We start from the raw sequence: 14,104 nt of genomic DNA, 5'->3' as shown, positions 1-14,104 counted from the left end.
GCGAGGAGCGGACCGGGGCGCGGAAGCCGACCGATGGCATGGTCGGCTGATCGCCTTCCACGTGGAACGGCGTCTGCCAGGCTGGGGGCATGACCCGCGCGCCGTACCTGTCGGCCCGCCTGCAGGGCTTCGGGACGACGATCTTCGCCGAGATGAGCGCGCTCGCCGTCGCCACCGGCGCGATCAACCTGGGCCAGGGCTTCCCCGACTACCCCGGCCCGCCGGAGGTGCTCGAGGTGGCCCGCGCGGCGATCGGCACCCCGCACGACCAGTACCCGCCCGGCCCCGGCATCCCGGAGCTGCGGGCGGCGATCGCCGAGCACGTGCGGCGCTTCGGCGGGCACGTCTACGACCCCGCCGACGAGGTGCTGGTGACGGCCGGCGCCACCGAGGCGCTGTCGGCCGCTCTGCTGGCGCTGCTCGAGCCCGGCGACGAGGTCGTGCTCTTCGAGCCGATGTACGACTGCTACGCCGCCGGCATCGCCATGGCCGGCGGCGTCGCCCGGCCGGTGCCGCTGCGCCCCCCGGCCTCCGGCTCCGGCCCGTGGACCTTCGACGTCGCCGAGCTGCGCGCGGCGGTCACCCCGCGGGCGCGGATGCTGCTGCTCAACACCCCGCACAACCCGACCGGCAAGGTGTTCAGCCGCGCCGAGCTCGGCTCGCTGGCGGCGCTGGCCATGGAGCACGAGCTGCTGGTGCTCACCGACGAGGTGTACGAGCACCTCGTCTTCTCAGGGGCCCGGCACACCTCGCTGGCCACCGTGCCGGGGATGCGGGAGCGCACGCTCGTCGTCAGCAGCGCCGGGAAGACGTTCAACGTCACCGGCTGGAAGGTCGGCTGGATCTGCGGCCCGGCGCCGCTCGTGTCCGCCGTCCGCACGGCCAAGCAGTTCCTCACTTACGTCAACGCCGGGCCGTTCCAGCCGGCGATCGCGGCCGGGCTGCGGCTGCCCGACGAGTACTTCGCCGGGATCGCCCGTGACCTGGAGTACCGCCGCGACGTCCTGGTGCGGGGGCTGGCCGAGGCGGGGCTGCCGGTGGTCAGCCCGGAGGCGACGTACTTCGCGACGGTCGACGTCCGGTCGGTGCAGCCCGACGGCGACGGGACGGCGTTCTGCCGGTCCCTGCCCGAGCGCGCCGGCGTCGTCGGCATCCCCACCGGGGTGTTCTACGACCCGGCGCACGCCCACCTCGGGCGGCACCTCGTGCGGTTCGCGTTCTGCAAGGGCGACGACGTGCTCGGCGAGGCCGTCGAGCGGCTGAGGAGGATGGGGTCGTGAGGATCGCGGCGGTGCAGCACGACATCGTCTGGGAGGACCGGACGGCGAACTTCGAACGGCTGGCCCCGCAGGTGGCTCGGGCGGTCGGCGCGGGCGCGGAGTTCGTGCTGCTCAGCGAGACGTTCTCGACCGGCTTCACCATGACGCCGGGCATCGGTGAGCCGGAGGGCGGGCCGTCGTCACGGTTCCTGCAGGAGCAGGCGGCCGGGCACGGCGTGTGGGTGGCCGGCAGCTGCCCGGAGGTCGCGCCGGACGGCGAGTTGCCCTACAACTCGCTGGTCCTCGCCGGGCCCGACGGCACGGTGCACCGCTACCGGAAGCTGCACCCGTTCACCCACGGCGGCGAGGACGAGCGGTTCCGCGCCGGGGAGAAGCCGCTGACCGTGGAGATCGGTGGCCTGCGTGTCACCCCGTTCATCTGCTACGACCTGCGCTTCGCCGACGTCTTCTGGTCCGCCGCCCTGGACACCGACGTCTACCTGGTGACGGCGAACTGGCCGGCCCGCCGCCGGCACCACTGGCAGACGCTGCTGCGCGCCCGCGCGATCGAGAACCAGGCCTACGTCGTGGGCTGCAACCGGGTGGGTGCGGCCGGCGACGGCACCGAGCACGCCGGTGACAGCGCGGTCATCAGCCCGATGGGCGAGTACCTGGCGACGGCGGCCGGGGTGGAGACGATCGTGCTGGCCGACGTCGACGCCGCGGAGGTCGCCGCCACCCGCGACCAGCTGCGCTTCCTCCCCGATCGCCGCTGACGGAGTGGGTGCGTGGGCGTCACACCGACGGACCCACTCCATCAGGGGTCAGCGGGTGCGGTCCTGGTCGACGACGATCTGCTCGCGCTGCACCTGGTCGCTGATCTGCTCCTGCCCCTGCACGACCTCGGTGCGCAGCCGCACCCGCTCCACCGGCACCACCTCGACCGACACCACCGGCCGCTCGGCGTGCAGCACGATCTCCTCGGGCAGGCCGGCGCCGCCCGGCGCAGCGGTGTCACCGCCCGGCACAGGCGCGGCGCCGCCCGCCGCCGGGGTGTCGACCAGCGACTCGCCGGCCGTGTGCGGGGCGTCGACGGGCACCTCCTCGACCCGGATCTCCTCCCGCCGGATCGGCACGGTGATCGTGACCTCCTCGGTCACCACGTACTTCACCAGCCGGGCGCGGGCGGTGGCGACCCGCTCGGTGCCCACGCGGAGCTGCTCCTCGCTGCGGGTCATCGCCCCGTCGGTCGCCGGTGCCGCGGCGGTGGGTGCGGCGCCGGTGGCGAGGGCGGCCTCGTCGACGCTCACGGTGTCCCCGGCGCGCCCGCCCGGGGGCACGGTCGCGGTGGTCGCGTCGGCGGCGCCGGCCGGAGCGGCTCCGGCCGGGGCGACGCCGGCACGAGCGGGCCCGCTCGAGCCCGTGCCGGGCTCGCTCGACGCCGGGCCGGGCTCGCTCGACGCCACGCCGGCGTCGGCACCCCCGCTCCCGGCTCCGTCGGTGCCGGTCTGCCCGCCGAGCCCGTAGTGGCGGCGCAGCAGCTGCTCGGCGTCCGGGTCGAGGTGCTCGTCGGAGACCGACGGCGCGCTCTTGACGGCGTCCTTGGTCACCGGCAGCTGCACCACCCCGTCGCTGAACGTCGCCTCCCCGGCGGGGACGACGGAGTGCCGGGTGCCGAACAGACCTGTGGAGACCGCGACCCAGGTGGGCGCGCCGGTGAGGTCGTCGGTGAAGAAGTGCTCGACCGTGCCGATCTTCTCGCCGTCGGGCCCGTAGGCCGCGCTGCCGATGGCCGCGGACAGCTCACGCTCGCTCAACATGGGTCGGCTCCCCTCGTGGGGCCCGCACGGGCTCCTCCGGGCAGCGTGCCCAGCTCGGGCGCCCGGCGAACATCGGGCAGCGTCGACGGCGTGCTGACCAGCGTCGACCTGGCATACCGTGACCGGTCGTGACCACGGAGCACCTGGAGGTCGAGCGGAAGCTCGAGGCCGACGACTCCTTCGTCCTGCCCGACCTCGGGGGTGTGGACGGCGTCGCCGCGGTGGGGGAGCCGGAGGAGCACACGCTCGAGGCCACCTACTTCGACACCCCCGACCTCCGGCTGCTGCGGTCCCGGGTGACCCTGCGCCGCCGCACCGGGGGCGAGGACGCCGGCTGGCACGTCAAGCTGCCCGCCGCCGCGGGTTCCCGCCGCGAGCTGCACCACCCGCCCGGCCGGGCCTCCGGCACCGTCCCGGAGGTGGTCCTGGCCCCCGTCCTGGGCCTGCTGGGCACGGCGAGCCCCGAGCCGGTGGCCACCCTCCGCACCCGCCGCCTGGTGCGCCGGCTGATGGCGGACGGCGGCGCGGTGCTGGCCGAGGTCGCCGACGACACCGTCCTCGGGACGGCGCTGCCGGCCGCCCCCGGCGAGCCGGCGACGGTGACTAGCTGGCGGGAGGTCGAGGTGGAGCTGGTCCACGGCGACGAGACGCTGCTCGACGCGGTCACCGAGCGGCTCGTGGCGGCCGGCGCCCGGGTGTCGGACTCCCCGTCGAAGGTCGGGCGGGTGCTGGAGGGCCGGCGCGGGCAGCAGGAGCAGCCGCCGGAGACCAACGGCGAGAAGACGCGGGCGGCGGGGGACGTCGTCCTCGCGGCCGTGGCCGGCCGGCTCGCCGCGCTGCGGGAGGCCGACGTCGCCGTCCGCACCGAGCAGCCCGAGGGGGTGCACGACCTGCGGGTCGCCTGCCGCCGGCTGCGCAGCATCTTCGCCGCGTTCCGCCCGGTCCTGGCCCGCGAGGCGACCGACCCGCTGCGGGAGGAGCTGCGGTGGGTGGGTGCCGAGCTGTCCGCAGCGCGGGACAGCGAGGTGGCGCTGGCGCACCTGCGCGAGGTGGTCGCCGCCCAGCCGGTCGAAATGGTGCTCGGCCCGGTCGCCGCCCGGCTGCAGCAGACCGCGCTGAAGGACTCCGCCGACGGCGCGCGGAGGGTGCTCCGCGCGCTCACCGACCAGCGCTACCTGCGGCTGCTCGACGGGCTCGACGCGCTGCTGGCCGACCCGCCGCTGACCGACCTCGCGGGAGAGCGGGCCGCCCCGGTGCTGGCCGACGCGATCCGCCGCAGTGGCAAGCGACTGCGGCGGGGGATCGCGGCGGCGCAGGAGCGCGAGGGGGAGGAGCGGCACACCGCGCTGCACGAGGTGCGCAAGGCCGGCAAGCGGGTGCGCTACACCGCCGAGGTGGCCGCCGACGTGCTGGGCGGCCCGGCCGAGGAGCTGGTCGACTGCATGAAGTCGGTGCAGGACGCGCTGGGGGACGCCCAGGACACCGTCGTCACCCGCGGGTACGCCGTCCGCGTGGGGGGCGCCGCGTTCGCCGCCGGGGAGAACGCCTGGACCTACGGCCGGCTGCACGGGCTGGAGGAGGCCCGCGCCGAGCGGGCCGAGGCGGCGTTCTGGGCGCTGGAACCGTCCGTGGCGCGCGCGGTCCGAGCGGCCGTCCGGGCCTGACCGGGTGTCCCTCATCGGCCTGCTGGGCTTCGCCACCGTCGTCCTGCTGGCCATGCTCATCCTGCACGGCTACCTGTGGTGGCGGCTGGTCCGCAGCACCACCCGCCCCGGACGGGCGCGCCGGTGGCTGACCCTGCTCACCGTCGTCCTCACCCTCCTGCCGGCCGCGGCGGTCGTGCTCCGGCGCGAGGACTCCCCCGTCACCACGGTGGTGGGCTGGGTCGGCTTCACCTGGCTGGGGGTGGCCTTCTACGCCTTCCTCGCCCTGCTGGTGCTCGAGCCGGTCCGGTGGGCGGCGCGGTTCGGGCGCCCGAGGACGGCCCGCCTGGACGACGCGGCGGCGCCCGACGCGGGGTCGGCAGCCGCCCGGGAGGACCGCGCGGTCCCCGACCCGTCCCGCCGGATCTTCGTGGCCCGAGGGCTGGCGCTCACCGCGGGCGTCGTCGCGCTCGGGACCGCCGGCACCGGGGCGTACCTGGCCAACTCGGGCCCCGTGGTCCGCCGGGTGCCGGTCACCCTGCCCGGCCTGGCCCCGGCGCTCGACGGACTGCGGATCGTCACCTTCACCGACGGCCACCTGTCCTCGATGCACGGCGGCCGCCGCTTCGAGCGTCTGGTGGAGGCCGTGAACGCCCAGCGCCCGGACGTCGTGGCGATCGTGGGGGACCTGGTCGACGGCGAGGTGGCCGCCCTGCGCGAGGAGGCGGCCCCGCTGGCCGACCTGGTCAGCGAGCAGGGCGTCTTCTTCGTCACCGGCAACCACGAGTACTTCGTCGACACGACCGCCTGGCTGCGGCACCTGCCGACGCTGGGGATCCAGGTGCTGCGCAACGAGCGGGTGCCGATCGTCCGCGGCGGCGCCTCGTTCGACCTGGCCGGCATCGACGACCGGACGGCGGCGCGCTCCGGCCTGCCCGGCCACGGGGCCGACCTCGACGCCGCGCTGGACGGGCGGGACGACGCCGTCCCCGTGGTGCTCCTGGCGCACCAGCCCTGGATGGTGGACCAGGCCAGCGCCGCCGGCGTGCAGCTGCAGGTCTCCGGTCACACGCACGGCGGGCAGCTGTGGCCCTTCGACTACGCGATCCGGCTCGACCAGCCGGCCGTGGAGGGGTTGTCCCGGTTCGGCGACACCCAGCTCTACGTGAGCACCGGGGCCGGGTTCTGGGGCCCGCCGATGCGGATCGGCGCCCGGCCCGAGGTCGCCGTCATCGAGCTGCGCGCGCCGTGAGCTGCTCAGAGCTCGTGCAGGGCGGCCAGGACCTCCTCGGCGACCTCCTCCAGCGGCCGGCGGCCGTCGGCCTCGGCCCACCGCACGAGGATCTGGGTGTAGGCCGACAGGCTGGCCGTGACCACGATGTCGGGGACGACGCCGGGGCGGTCGTCGTGCGTGACGAGGCCCAGGACGATCTCGGCGGTGGCCCGCTCGAACGTGGCGGCTCGCGTGCGCAGCCCGGGCGTGTCGACGACGATCCGCCAGCGCTCGAGCAGCTCGTCGCGGGCGGTGCCCTGGAAGGTCGACAGCCAGTTGATGATCCCGCTGCGCATCCGCTCGGCGATCGTCAGGCCCTCACCCTGGGCGAGCAGGATCTTCTCGATGTCGCGGGGGTCCGGCATCGGCAGGACGACGTGTTCCTTGCTGGGGAAGTGGTCGTAGAAGGTCGGCACCGAGACCTGCGAGGCGGCCACGATCTGGCCGACGGTGACGGCGTCGTAGCCGTGCTCGTGGAACAGGTCCATCGCGGCGCGGTAGATGCGCCGGTGCGTCTCCGCGCGTTTGCGGGCGCGGTGGTCCGGGGGCGGCGACGTCACAGGTTCCCATCCTCCGGTGCGCGGGGCGTCCGTGCAGGTCATCCAGGTGTGCTTTCGCTCTCAACTGTTCCGGAACGGAGGAGGCCACCGCGACCGACCCGCCCGGACGGGTGAGGCAGACGTCTCAGATGACCAGACGTCTAGCTCTCCAGTACCTTCGGAGCCGTGACGAGCGCCGTGTCGGGGCCGAAGTACCTGTCGGTCCGGGAGCACCTGCGCCGCCGGGTGTCCGCGCTCCCGGAGCACACCCTGTTGCCGCCCGAGCCGGTGCTGTGCGCCGAGTACGGGGTCAGCCGGATCACCCTGCGCCGCGCCGTCGACGGGCTGGTGGCCGACGGCCACCTGGTGCGCGAGCAGGGGCGCGGCACCTACGTGACCCGTCCGGCCATCCGGCACGAGTACCGCGAGAGCTTCGTGCACCGCATCGCGGGGTTCAACTCGGTCATGACGGAGCAGGGCGCCCAGGTCGGCACCACGGTGCTCACCCAGCGGATCGTCCCCGTGCAGGTCCCCGTCGCCGCCGAGCTCGGGCTGGAGCCGGCGGCCGACGTCGTCGAGCTGGTCCGGCTGCGCAGCGTGGACGGCACGCCCAACCACGTCGCGCACAGCTTCCTGGCCGCGACGGCCTATCCGCGCGCCGCGGAGGAGGACTTCAGCCAGGGGTCGCTCTACGACTTCCTGCGGCGGGAGTACGACGCCGACCTGGCGCACGCCCGGATCGTGGTCGACGTCGGCACCGCGGCGCCCGACGAGGCCGACGTCCTCGGGGTGATCGCCGGCTCGCCGCTGCTCGTCGTCCGGACGACGGTGCGCGACAGCGACGGCCGGCCGCAGGTGCACAGCTTCTCCCGCTTGCGTCCCGACGTCAGCCAGGTCGAGTTCGAGGTCTCCGTCGGCGGCCGCTGAGAGCCGTCGGCGCCCGCGTCAGGCCGTGTGCTCGAGGTCCAGGACCATCCGGACGAACGCGGCGCGCTCCCGCGCCCGGGCCACGGCCCCGTCGGTGACCGGCTCCGTCATCAGCGACAGCGGCATGGTGGTGCACGGGTAGCGCAGCAGCGCCGCGGTCAGGACGCCGGCCGCCAGCTCGCCCACCGGCAGCTCCACGCCCTCGGCGGCCAGGCCCTCGGCGTAGGCGGGGACGGCCGCCTCGAGCAGCGCGGGCACCTCGTCGGCCGGCCCGATCCCCGACTCGGCGCGGCCGAACAGCAGCGGCAGCAGGTCGAAGCCGGCCGGCGCCGGGCCGGTCATCCCCCAGTCGATGAGCACGAACTCGCCGGGCCGGGACCGCGGGCGCAGCAGGTTCATCGGCGTGGGGTCGCCGTGGGCGGGCAGCAGGGGCAGCGGCGCCAGCCGGGCGTGGATGTCGGCCACTCGGCGCGCCAGGCCGCACACCTCCTCCCGCAGGACCGCGACCTCGGGCAGCCGGAACAGCGGGTGCGCCCAGGTGGCGTCGTCCAGCAGCCAGGGGACCGCCCAGGCGCCCAGCTGCTCGTCGCGGTAGCCGGTGAGGAAGTCCCCGCCCGGGATCGGCGCGGTGGTGGTGCCGATCCGCCGCGCGGCCAGCCGGCCCAGCCCGGCCGCGGCCCGGACGGTGTCGGCGGGCGTCCACGGGGTGCCGAGCGGGTCCGCGTCGGCCATCCACAGGGTGATCCGGTCGCCGTCCTGCTCGTGCAGCGCGACCACGTCCGGCGTCCGCAGTCCCGGCGGCATCAGCGCGTCGACGCCGGAGGTGAGGACGTCGGCCTCCAGTCGCCACGGGATGACCGCGTCGAGGTGGGCGCGGACGTCGTCCGGCATCTCCGGCGGGAGCCCGTGGCGGGCGGCCTGGAGCTCCTTGGCGACCAGCCGCAGCTCCTGCGTCCCGGTGCCGTCGTTGGCGGTGACCCGGACACGGGTGAGCGCGCGGGTGGTGGGCGCGGAGATGCGGTGGGGGAGCGGCGCGCAGTCCACCGCGTCGACGGTCAGGGCCGGGCGGCCGGTCCACCGGCGGAGGTCGTCGCGCAGGGCGTCGGTGGCCAGGCCACCGGGCAGGCCGGTCACCGGACCGGGCGGGGTGCGGCCGGACGGTGGGGGTGCCGCGGACGCGGCAGGAGGAGGGACCAGCGGTACACGGCGGGGAGGGACGTCATGGCGGACCTCGTGCGAAGATGGTCAAGCACCTTGTCTGATGCGGAGATGGTGAAGCAGCTTGTCCACTGCTGTCAACGGGCGCCCCGAACCGATCATCATGTCGCTGTTCGAGCTGGCCATGAAGCGGGTGCGCGACGAGCTGTACGCGCTCAGCGACGCCCGCTTCCCCGGCCTGCGGTCGCGGCACTACCGGCTGCTCGCGCTGCTCCCGGCCGACGGTGAGCGGGTCAGCCGGCTCACCGAGGACAGCGGGCTCACCAAGCAGGCGCTGGCCCAGGCGCTGGCGCCGCTGGAGGCCGGCGGCTACGTCGAGGTCGTGCCCGACCCGTCGGACCGCCGCGCGCGCCTGGTCCGGCTCAGCCCGCTCGGCCGGGAGGCGAACGCCGCGGTGCGGGCCCGGCTGGCCGGCGTCGAGCAGGAGTGGGCCGGCCTGGTGGGCGCCGAGCGCTGGGCCGCGGCCCGGGCCGTCCTCACCGACCTCGCCTCCGGCGGGCCGCGGCCCTCCGCCGACTAACGTCGGACCGGCGACCGGGACCGCACCCCTCGCCCCGATCCACGTCCCCGGAGGTCCGATGCCGCAGCCGGTCACCGCCAGCGGCACCCGCGAGGTGCCCTACGACCGGGGCCGGGTGTGGAAGGCGCTGGCCGTCCTCGCCCCCTACTGCGCGGTCTGCGACGTCTCCTACGTCGTCGACGGCGCCGGCGCGCTCGGACGGGGCACCCGCTTCGTCTGCGTGCCCGGCCGGCTGGCCGACGGCGAGGAACCGAAGGCCGGTGCGCCGCAGGGGGAGATCGTCGAGTGGGAGCCGCGCCGCCGGGTCACCACCCGGCTCGAGCTCACCCCGGAGACGTGGACGACGCGCATCGAGCTCGACGACGCCGGGGCGGGTGCCACCCGGGTGACGATCGCCGTCACGCACGAGGCGCGCACCGGCGGCCGGCTGGTCCAGCGGCTCCTGCGCCGCAGCGTGCTGCAGATGGTGCAGCGCACCGTGGACGGGGAGCTGGACAAGCTCTCACAGCACGTCGAGCATCTCCCCGAGGGCTGACCCTCACCCGAACCGGTGACCTGCAGGTGTTGGCCGGTGATCTTGGGGTAATCCCTCGTCGATCGGGGGCGTCGTAGGGGCGCACCCGCCAGTGCAAGGGAGAACGCCATGGTCTGGGACATCCTGGGACTCATCGTGGTCGGCCTGATCATCGGGGCGCTCGCCCGCCTCATCAAGCCGGGCAAGCAGCAGATGAGCATCCTCGCCACGATGGTGCTCGGCGTCATCGGCGCGCTGATCGGCGGCTTCATCGCCAGCCTGCTCGGCACCGGTGACATCTTCGAGCTGAACATCCTCGGCTTCATCCTCGCCGTGGTGGCCGCCGTCATCCTGGTCGGCCTCTACGCAGGGATGTCGGGGCGCAGCCACCGCGCCGTCCGCTGACCCGGGTGCCCGGGGGACTCAGAGCTCGACCGAGTCCCCCGGGGCCAGCCGGCTGTACGGGGTCGGCGTCCCCGGCCCCCGCTCGCCCAGCATCCCGCCGACGACGCCCAGTCCGGTGTCGTTGAGCAGCCCGTCGTGCACCGCGAAGGCCTGGTCGGCGTCCACCGCCCGCACGTAGTCGATGACCTCCGACACCTTCGACCAGGGCGCGTGCACCGGCAGCAACAGGGTGGCGACCGGCTCGTCCGGCACGGTGAGCGCGTCGCCCGGGTGGAACACGTGCCCGCCGACCAGGAACCCGACGTTGGGGATCCGCGGGATGTCGGGGTGGATGACCGCGTGCAGCTCTCCGTGCACGGTCACCTCGAAGCCGGCCACCGTGACCGCGTCGCCGTCCCCGACGACGTGCACCCGGTTCCCCAGCCCCTCCAGCTGACCCGCCACGGACCCGTTGGTCCAGACCTCCAGCGCCGGATCGGCGTCCATCGCCGCACGCAGGGCGTCGGGGGCGAAGTGGTCGACGTGCTCGTGCGTGACCAGGACGGCGCTGGCTCCGTCGAGGGCCGCCGGATCGGTGAAGGCCCCGGGGTCGATGACCACCCGGCGGCCGTCCTCGCTGAGGACGACGCAGGCGTGACCGTGCTTCGTCAGCTCCATGTCCGCATCCTGCCGTGACTTCCCGAGGCGCGCTGAGCCCGGTCGGGTGGCCGGCCTCACCCCTCCGGGGGAGACGCCCCGTCCGCGCCGTTGCCCGCGGGCGCCCGGGTGCCGACCTCCTGGGCATGCGCACCCCGACCCTCGCCCCCACCGTCGTCGCCGCCCGCAGCCGCGCCCACGGACCCACCGCCGCCCTGTGGCACGCGGTCGAGCTGCACCGGCCCACCGCCGAGCTCGACGGCGCCTGCGAGCTGACCCTCTGCGGATCCCTGGCCCGGGTGGACGCCGACCAGCCCTGGCCGACGCCGGCCCGCGACGTCTGCCCCGCCTGCGTCGTCCTCACCCGCTGAGGAACGCCCCGTCACCGGCGGTTTCCGCGGAAACCGCCGGAGCTCGGGTCTCAGGCGCCGTCGGCGAGCTCCGCGCGGAGGCGGGCCAGGAGGTCCGACCGGGTGCTCGCGCCCAGGCGCTGCCGCATCCGTGAGACGTGGTGCTCGACGGTCTTCGCCGAGATGTAGAGCCGGCCGCCGATCTCCCGGTAGGTCTGCCCCTCGACCACCAGCCGCGCCACCTCCCGCTCCCGGTCGCTGAGCACGCCGGTGGCGACCGCGGGCACGGGCCCGGCGTCCTCGGCCGGACGCGGGGCCGGAGCCGGCACCGCGGCCGCCTCGCAGCCGGCGCTGTCGGCGAGTGACCGCGCGCAGCCCAGCAGAACGGCGCGCGCCTTCTGGTCGGTGGTCCGCGCCGCGGCCTGCCCGGCCAGCCGGGAGCCGTCCCACCCCAGCCCGACGGCGGTCAGCTGCTCGGCCGCGGTCACCACGGCGGCCGCGTCGATGTCACCTGCCAGCACCCGCGTCCACGACCGCCCCGCCCGGGCCAGCGTGGCCGCGTACGGACTGGTCCGCGCCGCCGCCACCAGCGCCGCCGCGTGCGGGCGCAGTGCCGCGGGGTCGTCGGCGATGATCGCCGCCTGCGCGCCGCTCCAGTGCAGCGACGTCGCCCACAGCTGCGGCTCGCCCAGCCGCGTCAGCAGGGCCTGCGCCTCGGCCAGGTGCGGCCGCATCCGGTCGCCGTCCTCCAGCCGTGCCGCGGCGACCACCAGCTCGCCCAGTGGCAGCAGCGTGAACAGGTCCACCGGGTAGCGGACCACCGCCTCTCGGGCCCGCACCCACGCCCGCACGAGCGCCGGGACGTCGCTGCTGCGGCGGGCCAGGCCCACCTCCAGCGCCTGCAGGAACACCTCGTCCCGCGGCTCGAGCGCCCCGTCCCCCTCCTGCGCCGTGCCCGGGCGCGCCGAGTCCTGCGCCGCCGCCATGAGCTCGCGCGCCCGCGACATCCGCCCGGCCAGCATCGCGATCCAGGCCAGCAGCAGCCGGTGCCGCGGCCGGCAGGGCGGGCCGCCGAGGTCGGCGTCCACCGCCCGCTGCAGCACCGACTCGGCCACCCGCAGCTCGCCGCAGTGCAGCGCGACGAGGGCGGCCAGTGCCGCCGGGGAGTCCACCAGCAGCGCGGTCCGGCCGACCGGCTCCAGCAGCGCGGCGGCCCGGGTGAGCGTGGACAGCGCCGCGGCGATGTCGTCGGCGGCGTCGGCACCGGTCTGCAGGGACTGGGTGACGCCGCGCGCGGCCAGCTGCTCGCTGACCGAGAGCACGGTCGGGACGCCGCCGGCCGCGTCTCCCGAGGCGAGGACCACGCCGGCCTCCTCCGGCGCCCCGGTGGCCAGCAGCGCCAGCGCCGCGGCCCCCGCCCGCTCCGGCCCCGCCATCCGGCACAGCTGCGCCGCCTGCGTGAGCAGCCCGCGCTGGGCCAGCACGGCCGCGGCCACGCCGGCGGCGCGGGCGCGGTCGGGGGCGGTGTCGTCGGTGAGGACGGCGTCGGCCCAGTGCAGCGCGCCGTCCAGGTCGCCGGCCAGCGCGACGGCCTGCGCCCGGCGCGCGGCCAGCCCGGCCGGAGGCGCGCCGCTCGACACCGCCTCGCCGAACAGCTGGGCCGCCCGCCGCGGGTCGACCGAGAGCGCGGCCTCGCCGTGCCGCTCCAGCAGCTCCGCGGCGCGCCGGTCGCGGATCCCCTCCGCGGCCAGCCGGCGTGCCAGGTCCACCGGCTCCTCGCCGCGCTCCACGAGCAGGCCCAGCAGCTGCCGGCGGGTGCGGCGGGTGACGTCGGGCGGGGTGGTGCCCAGCAGCACGTGCGCCACCATCGGCACGAGGGAGCCGTCGGGCAGCAGCACGCCGGTGGACCGCCCCGCGCCGATGAGGTCGGCCGCGTGCAGCTCGTCGACCCCGAGCAGGCCGCCGAGCACCTCGTCGTCCAGCGGGGCGCCGGCGGCGACGGCGTGCAGCAGCGCGCGCGTCTCGTCGTCCACCGCGGCGAGGGAGGCGCGCACCCGGTCGGTGACCTCCCCGGGGACCACCAGCCGCACCGGCTGACCCGGCGCCGGCCGGGCCGGGCCGCCCCGCCGGGCCAGCGCGCGGAGCAGCGCGTGCACCAGCGCGGGCAGCCCGCCGGTCTCGGTCGACACGGCGTCGGCGAACGCCGGGGGGACGGCGTCCCCCAGGTGCTCCCGGGTCCAGCCGCGGACCAGGGCCCGGTCGGCGTGACCGAGCACCACCGCGCGCCGGTCGGCCCCGAGCCCGCGCAGGAGGCCGGCCAGCGGCGCCGGTCGGGGCCAGGGGCGGAACGCGAGCACGACCCGCGCCTCGGGCGCGCCCATCAGCTCGCGGACCCGCGCCGCCGGCCCCTCGGCCAGCCGGTGGGCGTCGTCGACGACGACGACGAACGGGCCGGACGGCGGTGCGCAGGTGCCGGCCGGGTCGAGGACGGGAACGCCCGCCCGCTCGTAGGCCGCGGCCAGCTCACCCAGCAGCAGCGTCTTCCCCGTGCCACCGGGGCCCTGCACGGTCACCGCGGCCGCGGACCCGGTGGCGAGCTCGGAGACGGTCTCCGGTCCGCAGCCGGCCAGGAGCGGGCCCGCGGGGGCGAGGCCGGCGCTCATGCCGCCTCCGACACGGGCACCTCGGCGGGCGGCGGCGTCGGCTCGGGGGTGGGCGAGACCGGGGGCGTCTCGACCGGGGGCTGCTGGACCGGCGGGTTGCTGGGCGGGGTCGCGGTGGGCGGCGGGTCCTGGGCGGGGGTCTCCGTGGCCGGGGTGCCGGTGGCGGGCGGGGGACCGGCCGGCGGCTCGGTCGGGGTCGGGACCGGGGGCGGCGCCGGGGACTCGCTCGGGTTCTGCGCCGGCGGGGTGGTGCCCGAGCTCGGGCTGCCGGTGCCGGCCACGGGTGCGGCGGCGCGGCCGCCCGAAGTCGGGTCGGAGCCATGGCGGTCTGTGAGCC

The 14,104-nt window shown here is 76.3% G+C and carries 14 protein-coding genes and 1 pseudogene; 9 read left to right on the top strand and 6 right to left on the bottom strand.

The window, feature by feature from the left end; translation table 11 throughout:
- Positions 1 to 89: 89 nt before the first annotated feature.
- Complete coding sequence (locus MY520_RS16120) at positions 90 to 1,280, top strand: pyridoxal phosphate-dependent aminotransferase (protein WP_436693462.1); 1,191 nt, start codon at positions 90 to 92, stop codon at positions 1,278 to 1,280.
- Complete coding sequence (locus MY520_RS16115; protein WP_436693460.1) at positions 1,277 to 2,035, top strand: nitrilase-related carbon-nitrogen hydrolase; 759 nt, start codon at positions 1,277 to 1,279, stop codon at positions 2,033 to 2,035. Before MY520_RS16120 ends, MY520_RS16115 begins: the two co-directional genes overlap by 4 nt.
- A 48-nt stretch (positions 2,036 to 2,083) precedes the next feature.
- Here MY520_RS16115 and MY520_RS16110 read toward each other — a convergent pair whose 3' ends face one another.
- Positions 2,084 to 3,079 carry a PRC and DUF2382 domain-containing protein gene (locus tag MY520_RS16110; RefSeq protein WP_436693458.1) on the bottom strand — a complete coding sequence of 332 codons (996 nt, stop codon included), beginning with the start codon at positions 3,077 to 3,079 and terminating at the stop codon, positions 2,084 to 2,086.
- 128 nt (positions 3,080 to 3,207) lie between these two features.
- On the opposite strand from MY520_RS16110, the gene MY520_RS16105 reads away from it, so the two are divergent.
- Together MY520_RS16105 and MY520_RS16100 are read left to right on the top strand one after the other, a co-directional pair.
- On the top strand, positions 3,208 to 4,743 hold the full coding sequence (locus tag MY520_RS16105; RefSeq protein WP_436693457.1) for a CHAD domain-containing protein: 1,536 nt from the start codon (positions 3,208 to 3,210) through the stop codon (positions 4,741 to 4,743).
- 4 nt (positions 4,744 to 4,747) lie between these two features.
- Entirely contained in the window at positions 4,748 to 5,974 is a 1,227-nt protein-coding gene (locus MY520_RS16100; RefSeq protein ID WP_436693455.1) for a metallophosphoesterase, read from the top strand.
- A 5-nt stretch (positions 5,975 to 5,979) separates the two neighbouring features.
- Here MY520_RS16100 and MY520_RS16095 read toward each other — a convergent pair whose 3' ends face one another.
- Positions 5,980 to 6,555 (bottom strand): TetR/AcrR family transcriptional regulator, encoded by a 576-nt coding sequence (locus MY520_RS16095; protein WP_436693453.1) that lies wholly within the window; start codon positions 6,553 to 6,555, stop codon positions 5,980 to 5,982.
- A gap of 165 nt (positions 6,556 to 6,720) precedes the next feature.
- Here MY520_RS16095 and MY520_RS16090 point away from each other — a divergent pair, with 165 nt between their 5' ends.
- Complete coding sequence (locus MY520_RS16090; protein ID WP_436693451.1) at positions 6,721 to 7,461, top strand: GntR family transcriptional regulator; 741 nt, start codon at positions 6,721 to 6,723, stop codon at positions 7,459 to 7,461.
- 18 nt (positions 7,462 to 7,479) lie between these two features.
- On the opposite strand, the gene MY520_RS16085 is transcribed toward MY520_RS16090, so the two are convergent.
- On the bottom strand, positions 7,480 to 8,595 hold the full coding sequence (locus MY520_RS16085; RefSeq protein ID WP_436693449.1) for a hypothetical protein: 1,116 nt from the start codon (positions 8,593 to 8,595) through the stop codon (positions 7,480 to 7,482).
- A gap of 148 nt (positions 8,596 to 8,743) precedes the next feature.
- On the opposite strand from MY520_RS16085, the gene MY520_RS16080 reads away from it, so the two are divergent.
- The 3 genes from MY520_RS16080 (at position 8,744) to MY520_RS16070 (ending at position 10,118) form a co-directional block, all read left to right on the top strand.
- Entirely contained in the window at positions 8,744 to 9,199 is a 456-nt protein-coding gene (locus MY520_RS16080) for a MarR family winged helix-turn-helix transcriptional regulator (RefSeq protein ID WP_436693447.1), read from the top strand.
- Positions 9,200 to 9,257: 58 nt separating this feature from the next.
- On the top strand, positions 9,258 to 9,734 hold the full coding sequence (locus MY520_RS16075) for an SRPBCC family protein (protein ID WP_436693446.1): 477 nt from the start codon (positions 9,258 to 9,260) through the stop codon (positions 9,732 to 9,734).
- 108 nt (positions 9,735 to 9,842) lie between these two features.
- Positions 9,843 to 10,118 carry a GlsB/YeaQ/YmgE family stress response membrane protein gene (locus MY520_RS16070; RefSeq protein ID WP_436693444.1) on the top strand — a complete coding sequence of 92 codons (276 nt, stop codon included), beginning with the start codon at positions 9,843 to 9,845 and terminating at the stop codon, positions 10,116 to 10,118.
- 18 nt (positions 10,119 to 10,136) lie between these two features.
- On the opposite strand, the gene MY520_RS16065 is transcribed toward MY520_RS16070, so the two are convergent.
- The gene (locus MY520_RS16065) at positions 10,137 to 10,775 is read right to left on the bottom strand and encodes an MBL fold metallo-hydrolase (RefSeq protein WP_436693442.1); all 639 of its coding nucleotides are present in this window, start codon (positions 10,773 to 10,775) and stop codon (positions 10,137 to 10,139) included.
- Positions 10,776 to 10,900: 125 nt separating this feature from the next.
- Here MY520_RS16065 and MY520_RS16060 point away from each other — a divergent pair, with 125 nt between their 5' ends.
- On the top strand, positions 10,901 to 11,125 hold the full coding sequence (locus MY520_RS16060; protein ID WP_436693440.1) for a hypothetical protein: 225 nt from the start codon (positions 10,901 to 10,903) through the stop codon (positions 11,123 to 11,125).
- A gap of 50 nt (positions 11,126 to 11,175) precedes the next feature.
- Here MY520_RS16060 and MY520_RS16055 read toward each other — a convergent pair whose 3' ends face one another.
- Both MY520_RS16055 and MY520_RS16050 read right to left on the bottom strand, forming a co-directional pair.
- Positions 11,176 to 13,767 carry a LuxR C-terminal-related transcriptional regulator gene (locus MY520_RS16055; RefSeq protein ID WP_436693438.1) on the bottom strand — a complete coding sequence of 864 codons (2,592 nt, stop codon included), beginning with the start codon at positions 13,765 to 13,767 and terminating at the stop codon, positions 11,176 to 11,178.
- Positions 13,764 to 14,104 (bottom strand): annotated as a pseudogene (locus tag MY520_RS16050) (hypothetical protein); the annotation flags it as partial. The gene MY520_RS16055 and the pseudogene MY520_RS16050, both read right to left, overlap by 4 nt.

The organism is Geodermatophilus sp. CPCC 205506 (genome assembly GCF_051383635.1).
Taxonomy (GTDB): domain Bacteria; phylum Actinomycetota; class Actinomycetes; order Mycobacteriales; family Geodermatophilaceae; genus Geodermatophilus.
Note: the sequence above shows the minus strand (reverse complement) of the source record. Positions and strands in the feature narration are given on the sequence as shown.